Annotated in this window: 17 protein-coding genes and 1 pseudogene; 1 reads left to right on the plus strand and 17 read right to left on the minus strand. The window is 51.9% G+C overall.

The annotated features are described in order from the left end of the window. Nucleotide 1: 1 nt before the first annotated feature. Complete coding sequence (locus tag ACW9IN_RS03290) at nucleotides 2-982, minus strand: NAD-dependent 4,6-dehydratase LegB (RefSeq protein ID WP_457364522.1); 981 nt, start codon at nucleotides 980-982, stop codon at nucleotides 2-4. 794 nt (nucleotides 983-1,776) lie between these two features. Between ACW9IN_RS03290 and ACW9IN_RS03295 the strand changes: the two genes are divergently transcribed. After that, nucleotides 1,777-3,294 carry a hypothetical protein gene (locus ACW9IN_RS03295; RefSeq protein ID WP_457364523.1) on the plus strand — a complete coding sequence of 506 codons (1,518 nt, stop codon included), beginning with the start codon at nucleotides 1,777-1,779 and terminating at the stop codon, nucleotides 3,292-3,294. 82 nt (nucleotides 3,295-3,376) lie between these two features. On the opposite strand, the gene rffA is transcribed toward ACW9IN_RS03295, so the two are convergent. From rffA to serC, 16 genes and pseudogenes are all read right to left on the minus strand, one after another. Further along, a complete protein-coding gene (rffA, locus tag ACW9IN_RS03300; RefSeq protein ID WP_457364524.1) occupies nucleotides 3,377-4,516 on the minus strand; it encodes a dTDP-4-amino-4,6-dideoxygalactose transaminase in 1,140 nt (379 codons plus the stop codon). Between the two features lie 119 nt (nucleotides 4,517-4,635). Continuing rightward, a pseudogene (locus tag ACW9IN_RS03305) lies at nucleotides 4,636-4,809 on the minus strand (DapH/DapD/GlmU-related protein); the annotation flags it as partial. 377 nt (nucleotides 4,810-5,186) lie between these two features. Continuing rightward, complete coding sequence (locus tag ACW9IN_RS03310; RefSeq protein WP_457364525.1) at nucleotides 5,187-5,597, minus strand: GtrA family protein; 411 nt, start codon at nucleotides 5,595-5,597, stop codon at nucleotides 5,187-5,189. A 90-nt stretch (nucleotides 5,598-5,687) separates the two neighbouring features. Continuing rightward, nucleotides 5,688-6,398, minus strand: a complete 711-nt coding sequence (locus ACW9IN_RS03315; protein WP_457364526.1) for a WbqC family protein — start codon at nucleotides 6,396-6,398, stop codon at nucleotides 5,688-5,690. Beyond that, nucleotides 6,399-7,421: a hypothetical protein gene (locus tag ACW9IN_RS03320; protein WP_457364527.1), complete on the minus strand. Its 1,023-nt coding sequence runs from the start codon at nucleotides 7,419-7,421 to the stop codon at nucleotides 6,399-6,401. Further along, nucleotides 7,399-8,166 (minus strand): formyltransferase family protein, encoded by a 768-nt coding sequence (locus tag ACW9IN_RS03325; RefSeq protein ID WP_457364528.1) that lies wholly within the window; start codon nucleotides 8,164-8,166, stop codon nucleotides 7,399-7,401. Before ACW9IN_RS03325 ends, ACW9IN_RS03320 begins: the two co-directional genes overlap by 23 nt. A gap of 73 nt (nucleotides 8,167-8,239) precedes the next feature. Next, nucleotides 8,240-9,217 carry a glycosyltransferase family 2 protein gene (locus ACW9IN_RS03330; RefSeq protein ID WP_457364529.1) on the minus strand — a complete coding sequence of 326 codons (978 nt, stop codon included), beginning with the start codon at nucleotides 9,215-9,217 and terminating at the stop codon, nucleotides 8,240-8,242. An 873-nt stretch (nucleotides 9,218-10,090) separates the two neighbouring features. Beyond that, a complete protein-coding gene (locus tag ACW9IN_RS03335; protein WP_457364530.1) occupies nucleotides 10,091-10,330 on the minus strand; it encodes a LapA family protein in 240 nt (79 codons plus the stop codon). 20 nt (nucleotides 10,331-10,350) lie between these two features. Then, nucleotides 10,351-10,644, minus strand: coding sequence for an integration host factor subunit beta (ihfB, locus tag ACW9IN_RS03340; protein ID WP_457364531.1), 294 nt, complete (start codon nucleotides 10,642-10,644; stop codon nucleotides 10,351-10,353). 133 nt (nucleotides 10,645-10,777) lie between these two features. After that, nucleotides 10,778-11,062, minus strand: coding sequence for a hypothetical protein (locus ACW9IN_RS03345; RefSeq protein WP_457364532.1), 285 nt, complete (start codon nucleotides 11,060-11,062; stop codon nucleotides 10,778-10,780). A gap of 159 nt (nucleotides 11,063-11,221) precedes the next feature. Continuing rightward, nucleotides 11,222-12,913, minus strand: coding sequence for a 30S ribosomal protein S1 (gene rpsA / locus ACW9IN_RS03350; RefSeq protein WP_457364533.1), 1,692 nt, complete (start codon nucleotides 12,911-12,913; stop codon nucleotides 11,222-11,224). Between the two features lie 119 nt (nucleotides 12,914-13,032). Then, nucleotides 13,033-13,722, minus strand: coding sequence for a (d)CMP kinase (gene cmk, locus ACW9IN_RS03355; protein WP_016971485.1), 690 nt, complete (start codon nucleotides 13,720-13,722; stop codon nucleotides 13,033-13,035). Next, nucleotides 13,719-15,929, minus strand: a complete 2,211-nt coding sequence (locus ACW9IN_RS03360) for a bifunctional prephenate dehydrogenase/3-phosphoshikimate 1-carboxyvinyltransferase (RefSeq protein ID WP_457364745.1) — start codon at nucleotides 15,927-15,929, stop codon at nucleotides 13,719-13,721. The genes cmk and ACW9IN_RS03360 overlap by 4 nt, the downstream gene beginning before the upstream one ends. Nucleotides 15,930-15,957: 28 nt before the next feature. Beyond that, nucleotides 15,958-17,070 (minus strand): histidinol-phosphate transaminase, encoded by a 1,113-nt coding sequence (gene hisC, locus ACW9IN_RS03365; protein WP_457364534.1) that lies wholly within the window; start codon nucleotides 17,068-17,070, stop codon nucleotides 15,958-15,960. Nucleotides 17,071-17,079: 9 nt separating this feature from the next. Next, nucleotides 17,080-18,174 (minus strand): prephenate dehydratase, encoded by a 1,095-nt coding sequence (gene pheA / locus ACW9IN_RS03370; protein ID WP_457364535.1) that lies wholly within the window; start codon nucleotides 18,172-18,174, stop codon nucleotides 17,080-17,082. Further along, nucleotides 18,174-19,259 (minus strand): 3-phosphoserine/phosphohydroxythreonine transaminase, encoded by a 1,086-nt coding sequence (gene serC / locus ACW9IN_RS03375; protein ID WP_457364536.1) that lies wholly within the window; start codon nucleotides 19,257-19,259, stop codon nucleotides 18,174-18,176. The genes pheA and serC overlap by 1 nt, the downstream gene beginning before the upstream one ends. Nucleotides 19,260-19,480 lie beyond the last annotated feature (221 nt).

Genomic DNA, 19,480 nt, shown 5'->3' on the forward strand with positions numbered 1-19,480 from the left:
CTCAAACGTTGTAGATGTCAGCTTTGTATTTGGCAAGATTCTCTGGGCGGGTAAACCAGTCAATGGTTTCCTGCAGGCCGCGCTCGATGTCATAGGCCGGTTTGAAACCCGTCAAGGCATGGATCTTGGCGTTGTCGCACCAGAGCCGGAACACCTCGGACTTGCCAGGGCGCATCCGCTGATCATCCGTGAGAAATTCGACGTCACTGCCCATCAGTTTGCGAATCAGATCGAGCGTGTCGCCCACGGAAATTTCAAAGTTGGAACCAATGTTGACGGTCTCGCCAATGGCCTGCTCACACCGCGCCAACTCAAGAAACCCACGGCAGGTATCGGCGACATAATTGAAATCGCGGGTTGGCGTGACGTCGCCGAGTTTTATTTGTTTCTGCCCACTGGCAATCTGGCTGATGATGGTCGGAATAACCGCCCGCGCCGACTGTCGCGGCCCATAAGTATTGAATGGACGGGCGATTGTCAAAGGCAGATCAAAAGCATTGAAGAAACTCATGGCCATCGCGTCCGCACCAATTTTGGACGCACTGTAAGGCGATTGCGCCTGCAACGGATGCTTTTCATCAATTGGCACATACTGAGCAGTTCCGTACACCTCGCTCGTAGAGGTATGAATGACCCGCTTGACACCATTCTCCAGTGCAGCCTGGCAAATGTTCAGCGTGCCTTTCACGTTGGTGTCTACATAGCTGTCCGGCGCCACATACGAGTATGGAATGGCAATCAGGGCAGCCAGATGGAAAACGATATCAACGCCCTTGGTAATGTGCTTGCAGTAATGGGGGTCCCGCACATCACCGTTGAGCACCTCTATCTGCGACAGGCAATCCACATCCTCCAACCATCCCCAATAGTTGAAGGAATTGTACTGAGAGAGCGCCTTAACCTTGTATCCCTCACGTACCAGCAATTCAGTCAAATGCGAGCCAATAAAACCATCAGCACCCGTTACTAGAACCGTAGTCATTTTCTATTCCTTTATGTATCCACTCAAACGAATTACGTCACAGCGGAGCCAAACAAATACATGGCACGGAGCATAGCGTCCGGCCCATGGATAACAATCTTGAGATTGTGCCATTTCCTGAGGCGGATGCCACGTCTTGTGCTCTCAACCTGGTTAGAAACTTCGAAAAGCTCACTATTTCGTTAAAAACTGAGAATGCCCCGCCTGCTCCAAGGCAAATTGAAGAGAACAATGTCTGCGCGCCACACGCTAAGGTGAGCCCCCCCCTGAGCAAGTGCCCAGAACGTCGATAACCCAACACGGGCGCCAGACGCGAACTACGAGATTCCAAGGAAAATCTAATGCCCCAGTGTCCCCAGCCCCGACGAGCATCGCAGAAGCAGACTGAAGTTGACCCCGGTAAATGCAATGAATCAGGAACCAGAAAAAGACTCAGGCTTGAGCCCCCTAAGCAGCCCTAACCGCTGGCCGCGCTCGTCATCACATCAAGGCTTTCGCCCAAAATAAAGCTGCGCCATACGTGATACCGATCAGACAATGAAGGAGGCAGCTCATCAGGCCTTCAGTGATTAAGTTGGCGAACGGGTGAACGGCACTAGTAGCGCTTGATGAGAGATAAGATAGCGCACCAGATACGTAACCAAAAAAATTGACGAGAACTAGCCTAAAAGGGAAAATACTGCTCCTTATGCGCCCCTTATAAAGGAATCGCTAAATGTCCCCCACCAAAAAACAATAGACGCTTTTGATTGCAACACCCTAGAAGTAATCACATAGCTGACCAAGGAGCAACCTTGACACTTTCAGAACATTTGGATCGTACACAAGAACGGAAATTTATAGCTATTGCCAGCGCGCTATATTTTTTAATGCACGCAGGGATTTTATTTATCCCTTTTGCGGTATTTTGGGATGACTGGGTACTTGTTGACACCACAAAAGAAGCAACACTTGAGACGTTCAGCCAGTTAGGCTCCATGTTCAACCTTAATGGCTACCTGCATGTCGGTTTAATTTCCGTGGGGGTGTGGAGCTATAAAATAGCCACCTTCTTTATGATGGGGGCATCGGGATACTTCCTAAACTCCATACTCAGAAGAAATGGCGCATTCGGGCAACATACGCGCTGGTGCATTGTACTTCTATTTATGCTACTCCCGTTCAACATCGCAAGAGTTGCAATAATTGACTTCCCCTATACCATTTGCTACGCAATGTTTTTTGCTGGTTGGCTCGCAATTGACAGGCATCGCATACTGGCAGCAATACTTTTTTTTCTAAGCTTCAACACCAACTCTTTACTCGTATTCTACTCCTTACCGATCCTTGACCTTCTGTACCGCTCATCAAGCCGATTCAGCATCCCCGTACTGCTTCAGGCTATGCTAAGTCGCTGGGAACTAATCGCCCTTCCGTTTATTTATTTTTTCATAAAAACCACGTTTTATAAGCCTGTTGGATTTTATAGCGGGTACAATCAGGAGTACAACCTGGCATTTGTTTCTAGCGCAATCCGGGGTCAAATTAAAGATCTATTTAACCTCAGAATAGATATCCTTACAACGCTAGTCCTATTGCCTTTTATTTACATTCTATTGAGAAAAATTTTCTCTCTAAATAAAAATCAGCCTCCTCAAATTATCAGCAACCCAATACTGCTGGCCCTGGGCATGACAGCAATCATTGCCGGTGGGTTTCCTTACTGGATATTAGGTTACACACCTACATTCACAGACTGGACATCACGACATCAACTCCTCATGCCGCTGGGTAGCGCAACATTAATCTGCGCAGCGATAATGTACACCCCCCAAAAGGCCAAGATCGCCGCTCTCAGCTTAATACTGTCTGTCGGATTAAGCTTCGGCATAAACAGCTATGCAAGCTTTTATGCTGACTGGCAAAAACAGTTGTTCATTATCGAAAAAATAAAAAATGACCCTATTATCAAATCTGCAAACTTTTTAATCATAGAGGATCACACCAAGTCTGCTAACGCCATTAACCGCACCTATCGCTTCTACGAGTGGAATGGAATGCTGGTGCATGCACTGGGCGACGAGCAGCGATTTGCTGTAGAACCGAAAGCCCTCAAGCAATACGTAAGTGGTGACTTAGACATGTATTTTGATAGTAAGTACAAGGCTGGGGCGCACCGAAGAAGCTCTGACGAGCCAGTTGCACTGGTCAAACTGACGCTCAAGAGCGAGAACCAGGGAAGTCTATATTCTCGATTGATGCCAGAAATCAAATACAACTCTCAACTCATTACTCACGAAGACGTAGCAAACATTATTTCGCAGGAAAAATAAGGGCTTTTTAATAATATTACGAAGCCCATAAAAAAAAGGGGGGGGAGCCTACCCCCCCCAAAAAAATACTCCACGCCGAGTTTCAGGTGATAGCGCGCGTCAACGTATCGATTACCCGATCTTGTTGATCCTGAGTAATGCCAACCCAAAGTGGCAAGCGTAGTAAGCACTCCGAAAGCTCATTAGTAACATCCATACTCCCGTGCGTACGCCCATAACGAACTCCACCGGGAGATGAATGCAGCGGTACATAATGAAACACCGCCGAAATATTGTGAGACTTCAAGTTTTCCAGCACTCGCTGGCGGTCAATCCCCGGAGAAAGCAAAACATAATACATATGTGCATTATGCTCGCACTCAGCAGGTATTATCGGCCGGCGCAATACTCCCTGAGCCTCCAGGGAGGCAAACGCAGCATGATAATAATTCCAGACATCGAGACGCCTTGCAGTAATACTGTAGGCCTCCTCAAATTGCGCCCATAAAAATGCCGCACTTAATTCACCTGGCAAAAAAGATGACCCAACTTCTTGCCATGTGTACTTATCAACCTCTCCACGAAAAAAACGACTACGATCAGTCCCTTTTTCACGAATAATTTCAGCGCGCAGTGATAATTCCGGGTCATTAACCAATAAGGCACCGCCCTCGCCCGAAATAACATTCTTGGTCTCGTGAAAGCTAAAAGCACCGAGATCGCCAATGCCTCCCACTGCGCGTCCCTTATAAGTTGACATAATACCCTGCGCGGCATCCTCTACCACACTAATGTTATGCCGTTGCGCAATATCCATAATTGTATCCATTTCGCAAGAAACACCAGCGTAATGGACCGGAATAAAAGCTTTGGTGCGTGGAGTAATAGCAGCCTCTATTAGCTGCTCATCCAAATTTAATGTATCCCTACGGACATCAACAAACACCGGAACAGCACCACGTAAAACAAATGCATTTGCCGTCGAGACGAATGTATAAGAAGGCAAAATAACTTCATCACCGGGCTCGATATTCAACAGCAGCGCAGCCATCTCGAGTGCCGCCGTGCAGGAGTGCGTAAGCAGTGCAACATCACAGCTCACTTTGTTTTCCAGCCAAGCATGGCAACGCTTTGTGAAAGAACCATCACCAGCCAGCATATTTCCAAACTTAGCCTCAGCTATATAATACAGCTCTTTGCCAGTCATATAAGGCCGATTGAAAAATATCCTTTCATTATTCATATAAACTCCTACCCAAACCCATTATACAACAGCAGCTTTATGGCCCCTGTAAAAACCAATATTTACAGGTCAGAATAACAACGTACTCAGACTTTATTGACTTCCTAACAATCGGAAAATCAATCGCCAACCTCATCAAGCACTCTGTTCTTTATAACCTTCGCTGGATTGCCCACAGCCACACAGTAAGCAGGAATATCCTTGGTAACTACCGAGCCAGCACCTATAACGGCACCCTCTCCAATTACAACACCCGGTAATATAATACTCTTCCCCCCCACCCAAGCATAACGACATATTTTCACCGGTGCCGATAAATCAGGCAATTGGAGAGACGCATAGTCATGAGTCGAAGCGAATATAGTAACACCCGGCCCCAAAACGACGTTATCTTCGAGCACAATCAAGCCATCAGATGTTTGCATCGACGAGTACAATTCGCAACCGCGATTTATATCGACATGATTGCCTATTGAGACACGCCATGGGTACCTGACGAAGCAACCATAATCGATAAATCCCGCACGGCCAAGATGTTTGAATACCAGACGAAAAATAAATTGCCTGACAAACTGAGGTAATACATTTAGCCCCCCCCACGCCAGCACCGAAGAATAGCTATACACTGAATATAAAAAAACAATTAGTCTACGATTTTTGACCAGCATCCTTAAACCTCGCTCTCTTTATGTACAAACCATTTATTTACACAATAAAAAAACACCGAGACACACACAATCGACACCAACTGAACAATGCTCGCAGGCAATTTAAAAACGTCCACCCCGACATATAACATCGAAATATTGATTGCGTACCCTAAAGACAACATTATGCAAAGGCGAAAAAAACCCGACCTCCATGTGACAACACTCCTGAACACCAGAGCCCGGTTAAGTACAAAACTTGCCAAAACACCTAAAAAATAGGTAAGTGATGCAGACAACTTATGGCTCAGCCCAACAAGGATCATTAACAAAAAAAGTGCGTATCCTGCGCCGTTAACAAATACTCCCACACCGCAATATCTTACAATGCGCAAAGAGACCAAATTCACTACCCAGCGTCTTTCTGACTTCATCAAACCCCACCTTTCGATTCAATAAGGGCGACCATTCTGCATGAATACACTTTTTGCACCGCAGATATCTATCGTTCCGCGATATCGACCTTAAAAACCTGAAGCTCTCTCCTCACGCCATCCCCATATATACCAACTTGCATCGGGGCCAACATTGAATAATAGATCGAGTATTGAAACACCATGTTCAAATGGTGGAAACTGTTGAGAGTATTCAGGATAACCTGCGTAGTCTTTCCAATCCAGCTGTATGCCCACATCGGAAAAACAACGGGGCTCAATATACTGCAATGCTGCAGGCCCCGACAAATACCTACTCCCCCCGACCTGCACCACCAGATCAAGCAGCCTGTCCATTTTTTTTCCAGCAAGGGGGAAATTTCTAGAACTCTCAAAAGTCGTCTCAATGCCCAATATATCAACAGCAATGGTTCGAATTAAAAATTGATTGAGTTCGGATAGATTATGCCATTGCCTTCCCATATAAACAGCTTCCAGAATATCCCTGTACATGGAAAAATAGGGCGACTTCCTGTAATTCTGCTCTATCGTCTTCCAGTGCTTTACCTGCCAGGAAGTATTGGAGATTTCAACCTCACATATAAGACGATTAACACCACCACCTACTGGAATGGTAATCCAATCAACGCCATTTGCCGACTTCAATTTATTGCGATTTCGCCAATCGTTTTTTGTATACTGAACATCATCATAGAACACAAAAACATCCGCCTCATGAACCAAGTCAAAATAGCCTTTCCACGGAATGTAATTTGACTGCAACACCACTACAGTTTTCATTTAATAGAAACACTCTGGACGCATAACTTTAAAATTCTTGAGGCACTCGACCAATAAGGCAGCTTTAGCCTCATCAAAGTATCGATCATTAAAAAGATTTATCACCACTGACTTCATCCTTTCGGCTACAGGCGCATTGCTTGTATCAAACACACCTGCCAGAGAGTCATAATGACTGCTTGCAAACAACCCTTCCCTCTGCAAATGGCTCAAAATAGTGAGCGGATCCCTGACAATAATATTAAACCTCCAAGTCTGAAAAGCCTCGGAAAGCTGGTTAACCCAATGCATCCGAGTCCTATAAACGGTATTAATACGTATTTTTTGACATTGCGATCGGCGACACTCCTGCTCCACCAAGGCCCTATAAGCGTCCCAGTCGAGCGGCGGCCTGCGCGCATCCAGCCAATCGCAATCCTCATAAATGTAACGCTCCCGCCCCGTCAGGGACCGCTTATAGTTGTGAGTAATCTTGCTGAGATCCGCCTCATTAAATCGAAGATCTTTACGAGTATAAGAAAACCCACTCCTGGCAACACCATAGCCACCAAAGCCAATATCCACGCTTTTAGCATATCCCGTGCTGAAAACAACAGCATCTGCGGAGGAAGCGACGATACCATCAAAGTTCGGCATACATAGGCAGCGATCATCAATAATCAAAGCATCAGGTGATATCGTTTTAATCTCCGAAAAAAACTCGGAAGTATCGAAAACCGCACCATAAGACCTTACATAGATTAAACCCGCCGGAACCTCGCCCGACGACTTCCAACGCGCCATCACTCTCTCATGGTCGATACAATACGTTTCTGGAGAAATATCAATAAGTTCAAACTGCCTATTGGCTTTAAGCAAAGCCAACGGAACAACAGGGCAGATATTAGCAGGCAATAAAAATGGCCCTGTGGACGAACAACTGTTGACCATATTGAATATCACAGTTGATGCGCGCTGCTCATAAAAAAAAACTGTAGCGTCTTCTCCCTCAGAAGACACATCAGATTTCGAGGTCGTGTTCACGGCAAGCCTCCTTGTCCCGCCATATTGAAATAAAAACTCGCTCTCCATTTACATAAAAAAACGCAGGGTAACGCTCGTCGTTACATGCACGAAGAGTATCGTACAATTCATCCAGCGTTTTTCCAGAATCAATTTCGGAGTCTTGAGGACGCCTTTTTGGCGCAACGATCTTGTTCAATTTTTCATCCTGCACCACCCGCCTAATCTTCCCTGAACGAATAATCAAAAAGAGTTCACGAAGAAAATGAGGCATTATTTCATTAACTTGGGCCTTGATGGAGTTCGTCGTACTAAATTTTGAAATTGAAAATCTAGCTTGATGAACAATATCTCCACTATCAAGACCGGCCTCTAAGTAGTGCGCAGTAATACCGTGTTCTTTCTCATCGTTCATGATGACATAAGGCTCAGTATGATAACCTTTATATTCTGGCAACAGGGCGGGATGAATATTCAGAATTATTTTACCGCTTAACTTCTGCAACACCCCCCCCCCAAGAATCCTCCTCCACCCCATCGAAATAATCACATCAGGATCAAGCACCTCAATAACACGCACGAGTTCTTCTTGATCATAAGAAACCTTAATCACACGGTCGCCAAACGCTTTACATGCACCATCCTGAAGATCATTAGGAAAAGCAGAGTCATTGGCAGGGACAACAATATAACTATCATTCTCTCTTATCAAATCCTCACCCAGAACAACGCTAAAGTCGCTCCCCCACAAGTATACGATCTTCATCTCATTCACCTACGAAACTGATCCAGATTTCATATTACAAACCAAAATAACACCTACTGACACATCACACCGATCAACCCGATCGGCTTGACTTTTCACTCCCCTCCACACCTGCTGCTTCTTTAACAAGGTACAATGGCTTCCTTGAAGATTTAAAGTTTATTCGTCCCAAATATTCCCCAAAAACTCCAAGCACTAACAGTTGCACGCCTCCAAATGCAAGTATCCCTGCCATTATTGATGCGTATCCCGAAACAGTAACGCCGCCAGAGAGAAAACTCAAAAAAATCACCAGCAGCCATCCAACTCCTACTAAGAACGAAAAAAATCCTAGCCAACTAGCGGCCCTTAGAGGCAAATCAGAGAATGTCACAAATATATTTACGGTATGCGTCATAAGCTTTTTAAACGTATAATTGCTTAACCCATGAGCTCTGACATCGTGGGCAACAGCAACTGTTGCATAATTATTAGTCAGCCAGGACAAATAGCCATCAACAAAAGGATAAGGCGAGTCAAACTTAGACAGTGCCCTTGCGATGTCCCCTCGAACAACCCTATAACTAGTATATGAATAGTTTAAAGATGGAATTGCTTTATTAAACATCCACCTGGCAATAGCAGATGATACATTTCTCCAGACGCTATGAGTACGCTCAGAATAAACACCGTAAACCAAATCCGCCCCTTGTAGCGCCCTTTCGTATAAGGCAGGAATATCCTCTGGGGCTTGTTCCAAGTCATCGTCAAGTGTAATTACCCAATCACCTCTCGATGCAGAAAATCCGCATATCGTCGCGGCGTGCTGACCAAAATTCCGGCTAAAATTGATTCCACGAACTCGACGATCCCCAGCGGCCATTTCCCGTATAATATCCCAAGAACCATCTCCGCCAGAGTCCTCAACGAATATCAACTCAAAGGATGCCCCCAAGATCTCCATAACTTTCACTATGCGTAAATACAACTCACGAAGTGTCCTTTCACTTCTATATACCGGAACTACAATTGAAATAGCCGGTTTGTCTAGTATTTCGACGCGTAATTCCATGCGTTTTATTCTCACCTACTTATACATGAGCATTCATATTTATTTTCCGCGCAGCTTACTTCACCGCGGTATAAAAATTGAACTTTGGGCCTCATGAGACTGATTAAAAATTTCTGCCTGACCTCTAACAGTGTGCTGCTGCCGAACCCGGGCGCCCCCTGGAAAGCCGAAGCTAATGGCCATCATTACGCCACAGTTTAACAAGATACTTGTCACTTCTGCGCCCGGGACGGAGAAAAATTCTGTATGGTGGGGCAAGGAAGACAACGTCTAGAAGGCACACTCAGAGCATGCGCTATTAGCGTATCTGAAACTATGCTATGGCGTATTCCTGACTCATCACTCCACTAGCCAATAATCACGCCGGATAGCATCAGAAAGTATACAGAATCACTACAGGCAACGTTCGTACGACCTTGGCAACGATCCTTTTCCATGCAAATCCGAGATACAGGCCACCGTAGGCTACACGCACTGCTACACAGCTACGTTTACTCAGCCCAACGATACCCTCGCGCGGGTATTCATTTTCCTGGGTAAATTGCTAGACAATCAAAGCTAGAAAAACGGAAAAGGGCCAAGCAGCAGTCAAGGAATATGACAAACTACATCACAGCAATTTCAGCTCGACACAAAAAACAGGAGAGGATAGATAAACATGGGAGAGCGGACTTCAACGCAAATATAAGGCTCGAACGGCAAAAGACCGAACAACGCGTATCTGCGCTTATCGAGCGCCCCCGATCAACAGACTATCGGATATCGAAGGAGCTACGGCGGTTCGTTGGTTAAAGGAGCAAATAGCAGCACCCTATCCCTGACGGAATTACGCTCAACAGACGCAAATCACTGATCTTTCAGCGAATTTCAGAGTCAAACCGAACGTTTATCTCGTTTCTTGAAAAGACGATAAAACACCCATCCAAATAACGGCCCAGCTGCCAGCCCCACCAGCAGCGCCAATATGACAAAAAAAGAGACAGGTATTTGTGGGCTCGCCAAGCCCAAGAACAATAAAGAAATAGGCTGCTGATTTTCAAGTACAAAAAGCAAAACAAACAGCACCGACACTACAAGCACCAGAAGTGTCAGCACGCGCTTTAGACTAGTCATGACCCCCTCCTTAAGAGGCTTCAAACCGCCTCCTCATCCTCATTCACCCTATCCCGCAACTCCTTCCCCGGCTTGAAATGAGGCACAAATTTCCCATCCAGACTCACCGACTGCCCAGTCTTCGGGTTGCGGCCCACACGCGGTGCGCGGTAGTGGAGAGAAAAACTCCCAAACCCACGGATCTCAATTCGGTCGCCAGTCGCCAGGCACTGCGACATTTGCTCAAGCATGGTCTTGATAGCCAACTCTACATCCTTGGATGAGAGCAGCCCTTGATGGGTGACAATTCGTTCGATCAACTCCGACTTCGTCATATTTTTCCCTTCTTTTTCAAGCAGCTAGGAAAAGCGCTTCGAAGGTTTTAGCATGACTTGATGAATTTGAACAGCCCACCGGGCAACTTATCCACCGAGCAGATGGCAATCTGCCGCAAGCCTGTGCCTGCCTTTAATTGCAGATTACCAACATGGTACGAGTCACGGCGCCAGCCGGGTTCCAGCCAAACAGGTAATCACCCTCTTCGTCCTTGGCGTCACTGGACCGAGTGATGACCTTGTAGCCCTGCATCTTGCATTCCCGGGCAGCGCGTTTCTCGCACTTCTCCCACTTGTTACCCAGGCCTGAGCAATCGATCTCTATGCCGCTCACACCGCGCTTGGCATGGGTCTTGGCGCTGGTTGCCGCACAGCCTGCAAGCATGATGGCGACGAATAATACGATAAACCTGTTCATTCAAATCCTTATTGAAGCCGCAACGCGGAGATCACTTTTTGAACACTATAATCAGTTCTGACCCCGATCTATAGCGAAGGGTTCTCGGTCGTTGAATCAACAAATTTCAGGCACAAAAAAGGGCGACCGAAGTCGCCCTTTTTTATGGTCTGACAGAACTCAGTTCTGTTTTTCCATTTGTGCACGCAACAGGTCGCCCAGAGTGGTAGGACCAGCAGCGATGCTATCCGCAGGCTTGTCTTTCAAGCTTTGGATGGCTTCTTTCTCTTCAGCGTCGTCTTTCGACTTGATGGAGAGCTGGATTACGCGGCTCTTGCGGTCAACGCTGATGATCTTGGCTTCTACTTCCTGGCCTTCTTTCAGAACGTTGCGCGCGTCTTCAACGCGGTCACGGCTGATTTCGGAGGCTTTCAGAGTCGCTTCGATATCGTCGGCCAGAACGATGATGGCGCCTTTGGCGTCAACTTCTTTCACGGTGCCTTTAACGATTGCGCCTTTGTCGTTGTCCTGAACGTATTCAGAGAACGGATCGCTTTCCAGTTGCTTGATACCCAGGGAGATACGCTCGCGCTCTGGGTCAACCGACAGGATAACGGTGTCCAGCTCGTCGCCCTTCTTGAAGCGACGAACAGCTTCTTCGCCTACTTCGTTCCAGGAGATGTCGGACAGGTGAACTAGGCCGTCGATGCCGCCATCCAGACCAATGAAGATACCGAAATCGGTGATCGACTTGATGGTGCCGGAGATTTTATCGCCCTTGTTGAACTGGCCAGAGAAATCTTCCCATGGGTTGGATTTGCACTGCTTGATGCCCAGGGAGATACGACGACGCTCTTCGTCGATGTCCAGAACCATGACTTCCACTTCGTCGCCGACTTGTACGACTTTCGAAGGGTGGATGTTCTTGTTGGTCCAGTCCATTTCGGAAACGTGTACCAGACCTTCAACGCCCTCTTCCAGCTCAGCGAAGCAGCCGTAGTCGGTCAGGTTGGTAACACGCGCAGTCACGCGAGTGCTTTCTGGGTAACGGGCTTTGATAGCGACCCATGGATCTTCACCCAGTTGCTTCAGGCCCAGGGAAACACGGTTGCGCTCGCGATCGTATTTCAGAACCTTGACATCGATCTCGTCGCCAACATTGACGATTTCGGAAGGATGCTTGATGCGCTTCCAAGCCATGTCGGTGATGTGCAGCAGGCCATCCACGCCACCCAGGTCGACGAATGCGCCGTAGTCGGTGAGGTTTTTGACGATACCTTTGACTTGTTGGCCTTCCTGCAGGGATTCCAGCAGAGCTTCACGCTCGGCGGAGTTCTCTGCTTCCAGGACGCTGCGACGGGAAACGACAACGTTGTTGCGCTTCTGGTCGAGCTTGATGACCTTGAATTCGAGTTCTTTGCCTTCCAGGTGCGTGGTGTCGCGCACTGGACGAACATCGACCAAAGAACCTGGCAGGAACGCACGGATGCCGTTAACGTCGACAGTGAAGCCGCCTTTAACCTTACCGTTGATAACGCCCTTGACCACTTCTTCAGCTGCGAAGGCTGCTTCGAGAACAATCCAGCATTCAGCGCGCTTGGCTTTTTCACGGGACAGCTTGGTTTCACCGAAACCGTCTTCAACCGAGTCCAGAGCAACGTGAACTTCGTCACCGACGTTGATGTTCAGTTCGCCAGCATCAGTGTAGAACTGCTCCAGCGGGATCAGCGCTTCAGACTTCAGACCAGCGTGAACGGTTACCCAGCGAGCCTGGTAATCGATATCAACGATAACACCGGTGATGATGGAGCCTGCCTGAAGGTTCAGGGTCTTTAGGCTTTCTTCAAAGAGTTCCGCAAAGCTTTCGCTCATTTTAATTCCTGTTGATAAGGGCGAAGAATACGCCCATCTCCACACCCCAGACGATGTGGGTTAGTTTCAATTAAAAGAAGCACCACAGGACTATGACTGGTCCCCTGCAGCCTTCTTGGTCACCCGGCAATATCGCGAATGGCGATTTCACTCAAGATGCGTTCCAGCACCTGCTCGATGGACAACTCCGTGGAATCCAGCTGTATGGCGTCGGCCGCCGGTTTGAGCGGGGCCACCGCACGCTGGGTGTCACGTTCGTCACGCGCACGTATCTCATCTAGCAGACTCGACAGACTAACACCATCGACCTTACCCTTCAACTGCAAGTAGCGGCGGCGAGCCCGCTCCTCGGCGCTGGCGGTCAGGAAAATCTTCAGCGGCGCGTCCGGAAATACCACCGTGCCCATGTCGCGGCCATCGGCCACCAGGCCCGGCGGCTCCTGAAAGGCACGCTGACGTTGCAGCAAGGCATCCCGCACGGCCGGCAATGCCGCCACCTGGGAAGCCCAGGAGCCCACTTGCTCATTGCGCAGGTCGTCGGTGACATCATCCCCTTCCAGAATGATGCGCTGAGGGTGCCCCTCTGTCGCACCGACAAACTGCACATCAAGATGCGCGGCCAGCAGCTTCAGGGACTCTTCGTTGGTCAGGTCGACGCCATGATTACGCGCAGCGAACGCCAGCAGGCGGTACAGCGCGCCGGAATCCAGCAGGCACCAACCCAGACGCTTGGCCAGGATGCCGGCAATCGTGCCCTTGCCCGAACCACTCGGTCCGTCGATGGTAATCACCGGTGCTTTGATATTCACAATTGAGCCTCTTGGGCAACACGAATGCCGACTTGGGCACACAGTGTAAGAAAGTTCGGAAAAGACGTAGCAACATTGGCGCAGTCATGAATGCGAATCGGCTCGGCCGCACGCAGGGAGGCGACGCTGAACGCCATGGCAATCCGATGATCGCCCTGGGCGTGAACGTCACCGCCGCCCACCAGGCCACCGTCAATGATAATCCCATCAGGGGTCGGTTCACACTTCACCCCCAACACGGACAGACCGTCGGCCATGGCCTGGATGCGATCAGACTCCTTCACCCGCAGTTCTTGAGCCCCGCGCAAAACAGTGCGCCCCTCGGCACAGGCCGCCGCGACGAACAACACCGGGAATTCATCGATGGCCAATGGCACCAGCGCCTCGGGAATCTCGATACCCTTTAGCGGCGCCGCACGCACGCGCAGGTCGGCAACCGGCTCGCCACCCACTTCACGGAGGTTTTCCAACGTGATATCAGCTCCCATCAAGCGCAGGATATCGATCACCCCGGTCCGCGTCGGATTGATACCGACATGCTCCAGCAACAACTCGGAACCCTCGGCAATAGAAGCGGCCACCAGGAAGAACGCAGACGACGAAATATCTCCTGGCACTTCAATATGGGTGGCCGTCAGCGAATGCCCCGGCTCGACCGAAGCCGTCGCACCGCTGACGGCCACCGGATAACCAAAGCCCCGCAACATGCGCTCGGTGTGATCCCGGGTTGGCGCAGGCTCAGTGACCGAAGTTTCACCCTCGGCATACAACCCCGCCAGCAGCAGACAGGACTTGACCTGCGCACTCGCCATCGGCAACGCGTAGGTAAGGCCCTTGAGTGATTGACCACCGCGAATGGTCAGCGGCGGACGCCCTTCAGACCCGGTCTCGATCACCGCGCCCATTTCCCGCAGAGGCTTGGCTACGCGGTTCATCGGGCGCTTGGACAAGGAGACGTCGCCCGTCAGCACACTGTCGAAACGCTGCGCCGCCAGCAAACCGGACAGCAAACGCATGGAGGTGCCCGAGTTACCGAGATAGATCGGCCCCGGCGCCGGCTTCAAGCCATGCAACCCCACACCGTGAATGGTCACCCGTCCATGGTGCGGCCCTTCGATCACCACCCCCATGTCACGAAATGCCTGCAAGGTCGCCAGGGCATCTTCGCCCTCCAGGAAACCTTCGACTTCGGTCACGCCTTCCGCCAACGACCCCAGCATGATCGACCGATGGGAGATCGACTTGTCGCCCGGCACGCGAATACGGCCACTCAAGCGGCCACCCGGGCTGGCGAGAAAAGTCAGATCATCGGCGTTCACTGCAGTTTCCATATAAGCCCGGCGCGCCAGGATCTTGCTGAAGTGTTCGCGCGCCACCCGCGCGCGGGTGAACACGCCCAGTAATTGATGGCCATCCCCGGCATCGACCGCGTCGCGCAGAACGTCAAGGTCGCTGCGGAAGGCGTCGAGGGTGCGCAACACCGCCTCGCGGTTGGCCAGAAAGATGTCATGCCACATCACCGGGTCGCTGCCGGCAATCCGCGTGAAGTCGCGGAAGCCACCCGCGGCATAACGGAAAATCTCGAGGTTCTCGTTGCGCTTGGCCAGGGAGTCGACCAGGCCAAATGCCAGCAGATGCGGCAGATGACTGGTCGCCGCCAGCACTTCGTCGTGACGCTCGACCTGCATATGCTCAACATCCGCCCCCAGCTCACGCCACAGGCGATCCACCACCGCCAGCGCCGACGGATCGGTTTGCGCCAGCGGCGTCAGGATGACTTTATGGCGACGGAACAACTGTGCGTTCGACGCCTCCACCCCGCTCTGCTCGGAACCGGCAATCGGGTGGCCCGGCACGAAGCGCGCCGGCATGCCGCCGAACGCCTGTTGCGCCGCGCGCACCACATTGCCTTTGGCGCTGCCGACATCGGTCAGGATCGCTTGCCCCAGCTCCATGCCTGCCAGCACGCCCAGCAATTTCTCCATGGCCAGGATCGGCACGGCCAGCTGGATCACATCGGCGCCCTGGCACGCGAGCGCCAAGTCCGCCTCGCAACGGTCCACCACGCCCAGTTCAACCGCCAGTTTGCGCGATTGCGGGTCCAGATCCACACCGACCACTTCACCACACAGGCCGCTTTCACGCAGGCCTTTGGCGAAGGAGCCACCGATCAACCCCAGACCGACCACCACCAGGCGACCGATCATAGGCACAGCAGGTTGCAATGCAGTGACATCAACCACGGGCCAGAACCTTGGCCAGCGCCTCCAGGAAGCGACTGTTCTCAGCCGGCAAACCGATGGTGATACGCAGATGATTCGGCATACCGTAATTCGCTGTGGGGCGCACGATCACGCCTTCACGCAACAACCCCTGGAATACCGGCGCCGCCACCTGACCGAGGTCGACGCAAATGAAGTTGCCCTTGGAAGGAATCCAGCCCAGGCCAAGCTCGCGGAAGCCTTCCTGCAATTGCAGCATGCCGGCTTCGTTGATGCGTCGACCTTCTTCCAGGTACTCGGCATCCTTCACCGCCGCACAGGCCGCCGCCAGGGCGAGGCTATTGACGTTGAACGGCTGGCGCACACGGTTCAGCACATCGGCCACCACCGCTGTGGACAGGCCATAGCCAACTCGCAACGATGCCAGGCCATAGGCCTTGGAGAAAGTGCGCGACACCAGCAGGTTCGGGAAAGCGGCGAGGAAGTCGAGACCATCCGGCAGGTCGCTGCCTTCGGCGTATTCGATATAGGCCTCATCCAGCACCACCAGCACATGCTCAGGCACGTCCTGCAGGAAGTCGTCCAGCGCCTGCGCGTCGAACCAGGTACCGGTCGGGTTGTTCGGGTTGGCGATGAACACCACACGGGTCTGCGCATCAATGGCGGCCAGCATCGCTGGCAGGTCATGGCCCCAGTCCTTTGCCGGAACCACTTTCGCATCAGCGCCCACGGCCTGCGTCACAATCGGATAGACCGCAAACGCATGCTCACTGAACACCGCGTTCAGGCCCGGCGCCAGGTAAGCACGGCCCACCAGTTCCAGAATGTCGTTCGAACCGTTGCCCAGGGTGACCTGACTCATCTCGACCCGGCACTTTTCCGCCAGCAGAGACTTGAGGGCAAAGCCGTTGCCGTCCGGATAACGGGTCAGCTCGGCCAGCTCTTCACGAATCGCCGCCAGCACCTTGGGGCTCGGGCCCAACGGGTTTTCATTGCTGGCCAGCTTGACGATGTTCGAAGGGTCCAGGTTCAACTCGCGCGCCAGCTCGTCCACAGGCTTGCCCGGAACGTAAGGCGACAGTTGTTGCACGCCCGGCTGAGCCAGGGCGAGGAAGTTGCCACTCATGTTAAAGCCTCACAAAACCGCTTTCGGGTAAGAGCCCAGCACCTTGAGTGCCACGGCCTCCTGACTGATTTTCTCCAGCACACCTTTAACCAGCGGATCGCGGTGGTGGCCAACGAAGTCAATAAAGAACACGTAAGTCCATTTACCGCTGCGCGAAGGACGAGTCTCGATTCGCGTCAGGTCAATCCCGTTGTCATGGAACGGCACCAGCAGCTCATGCAGGGCGCCAGGCTTGTTGCTCATGGAGACGATGATCGAGGTCTTGTCGTCGCCGGTCGGCGGTACTTCCTGGTTGCCGATCATGAGGAAGCGCGTGGAGTTGTCCGGGCGGTCCTCGATCTTGTCGGCCAGGCGCGTAAGGCCATACAGGCCCGCCGCCATGTCACCGGCGATGGCCGCCGAGTTCCACTCACCTTTGACCCGCTTGGCCGCCTCGGCATTGCTGGACACCGCCACGCGCTCGACATTCGGGTAGTGGGCGTCCAGCCACTTGCGGCACTGGGCCAGGGACTGGGCGTGGGAGTAGATACGGCTGATGCTGTCGGTCTTGGTGTTCTCGCCCACCAGCAAGTGGTGGTGGATACGCAGCTCGACCTCACCACAAATGACCATGTCGTGTTCGAGGAAGCTGTCCAGCGTGTGGTTGACAGCACCCTCGGTGGAGTTCTCCACCGGCACCACGCCAAAATTCACCGCACCGGCCGCCACTTCACGGAACACTTCATCAATGGCCGCCATCGGCTTGCTGATGACGGCGTGACCGAAGTGCTTCATGGCTGCCGCCTGGGTGAAAGTCCCCTCGGGGCCGAGGTAGGCCACTTTCAGCGGCTGCTCGAGGGCCAGGCACGAGGACATGATTTCACGGAACAACCGCGCCATCTCTTCGTTGCCCAATGGGCCCTTGTTACGCTCCATCACGCGCTTGAGCACCTGCGCTTCACGCTCGGGACGGTAAAACACCGGCACTTCGCCTTCAGCCAGAGAGGCCATCTTCACCCGTGCCACTTCCTGGGCGCAGCGCGCACGCTCGCTGATCAGCTCAAGGACTTTCTCGTCCAGGCTGTCGATGCGCACACGCAGGGCTTTGAGTTCTTGCTCAGACATTAGCCGTGCTCCTTTTCGAACTCCGCCATGTAGGCAACCAGCGCGTTGATCGCGTGAATGTCGACGGCGTTGTAGATAGAGGCACGCATGCCACCCACCGAACGGTGGCCCTTGAGGTTCAGCAGGCCACGCGCGTCGGCACCGGCCAGGAAGGGCTTGTCCAGGCGATCATCCGCCAGGCGGAACGGCACGTTCATCCACGAGCGGTCGGTCAGGTTGATCGGGTTGCTGTACAGGTCGCTGGCGTCGATGAAGTCGTATAGAACGCGCTTCTTCTCTTCGTTCAGCTTGCCCATGGCGGCGACACCGCCCTGCTCCTTGAGCCACTCGAAGACCAGGCCGGACAGGTACCAGGCGAACGCGGGCGGCGTGTTGTACATCGAGCCGTTATCCGCCGCGACCTTGTAGTTGAGCATGGTCGGGCACAACGAACGGGCGCGGCCCAGCAAGTCTTCGCGAATGATATTGACCAGAATGCCGCTCGGGCCGATGTTCTTTTGCGCGCCCGCGTAGATCATGCCGTATTTCGACACATCGATCGGACGCGAGAGGATGTCCGACGACATGTCGCACACCAGCGGGACGTCGCCCACTTCCGGCACCCAGTCGAACTCCAGGCCGCCGATGGTTTCGTTGGCGACGTAGTGCACGTAGGCAGCGTCCTTCGACAGCTTCCACTCGTTCTGACCGGGAATGGCAAAGTAATCGTAAGGCTTGGCGGTACCCGCGACGTTGACGTGACCATAACGGGAGGCCTCTTCAATGGCCTTCTGCCCCCAGATACCGGTGTCGATATAGTCGGCAGTGCCGTCTTCGGGCAGCAGGTTCAGCGGGATCTGGGCGAACTGCTGGCTGGCACCACCTTGCAGGAACAACACTTTGTAGTTGGAGGGGATGTCCAGCAAGTCACGCAGATCCTGCTCGGCCTTGGTGGCAATGGATACGAACTCATCGCTGCGATGGCTCATTTCCATCACGGAGAGGCCTTTTCCATGCCAGTCGAGGAGTTCAGCCTGCGCGCGCTGCAGGACTGCTTCAGGAAGCGCCGCGGGACCGGCACAGAAGTTATAGGCTCTCTTGCTCACATCCAATCTCACTTTGATTTGGTGGGGCTACAATCATGTTCGGCAACAACCTTTCTCTGGAGTGAACCCTTGTGGGAGCTGGCTTGCCTGCGATAAGGGCACCTCGGTAGTGCAGTGATACCGCGGCGCTGCCATCGCAGGCAAGCCAGCTCCCACATTGACCGCGTCCAGCCAAAGGAGGTGTTATTTCAAAAGGGACAAACAACAAGGGGGCGAATCTT

Source organism: Pseudomonas sp. SDO5271_S396 (genome assembly GCF_054071795.1).

Coding starts and splice junctions, on each gene's coding strand:
- ACW9IN_RS03290 (WP_457364522.1), bottom strand. CDS start 982: ATGACTACGGTTCTAGTAACGGGTGCTGATGGTTTTATTGGCTCGCAT.
- rffA (WP_457364524.1), bottom strand. CDS start 4,516: ATGAATAATGAAAGGATATTTTTCAATCGGCCTTATATGACTGGCAAA.
- ACW9IN_RS03310 (WP_457364525.1), bottom strand. CDS start 5,597: ATGAAGTCAGAAAGACGCTGGGTAGTGAATTTGGTCTCTTTGCGCATT.
- ACW9IN_RS03315 (WP_457364526.1), bottom strand. CDS start 6,398: ATGAAAACTGTAGTGGTGTTGCAGTCAAATTACATTCCGTGGAAAGGC.
- ACW9IN_RS03325 (WP_457364528.1), bottom strand. CDS start 8,166: ATGAAGATCGTATACTTGTGGGGGAGCGACTTTAGCGTTGTTCTGGGT.
- ACW9IN_RS03330 (WP_457364529.1), bottom strand. CDS start 9,217: ATGGAATTACGCGTCGAAATACTAGACAAACCGGCTATTTCAATTGTA.
- ACW9IN_RS03335 (WP_457364530.1), bottom strand. CDS start 10,330: ATGACTAGTCTAAAGCGCGTGCTGACACTTCTGGTGCTTGTAGTGTCG.
- ihfB (WP_457364531.1), bottom strand. CDS start 10,644: ATGACGAAGTCGGAGTTGATCGAACGAATTGTCACCCATCAAGGGCTG.
- ACW9IN_RS03345 (WP_457364532.1), bottom strand. CDS start 11,062: ATGAACAGGTTTATCGTATTATTCGTCGCCATCATGCTTGCAGGCTGT.
- rpsA (WP_457364533.1), bottom strand. CDS start 12,913: ATGAGCGAAAGCTTTGCGGAACTCTTTGAAGAAAGCCTAAAGACCCTG.
- ACW9IN_RS03360 (WP_457364745.1), bottom strand. CDS start 15,929: ATGATCGGTCGCCTGGTGGTGGTCGGTCTGGGGTTGATCGGTGGCTCC.
- hisC (WP_457364534.1), bottom strand. CDS start 17,070: ATGAGTGGCAACTTCCTCGCCCTGGCTCAGCCGGGCGTGCAACAACTG.
- pheA (WP_457364535.1), bottom strand. CDS start 18,174: ATGTCTGAGCAAGAACTCAAAGCCCTGCGTGTGCGCATCGACAGCCTG.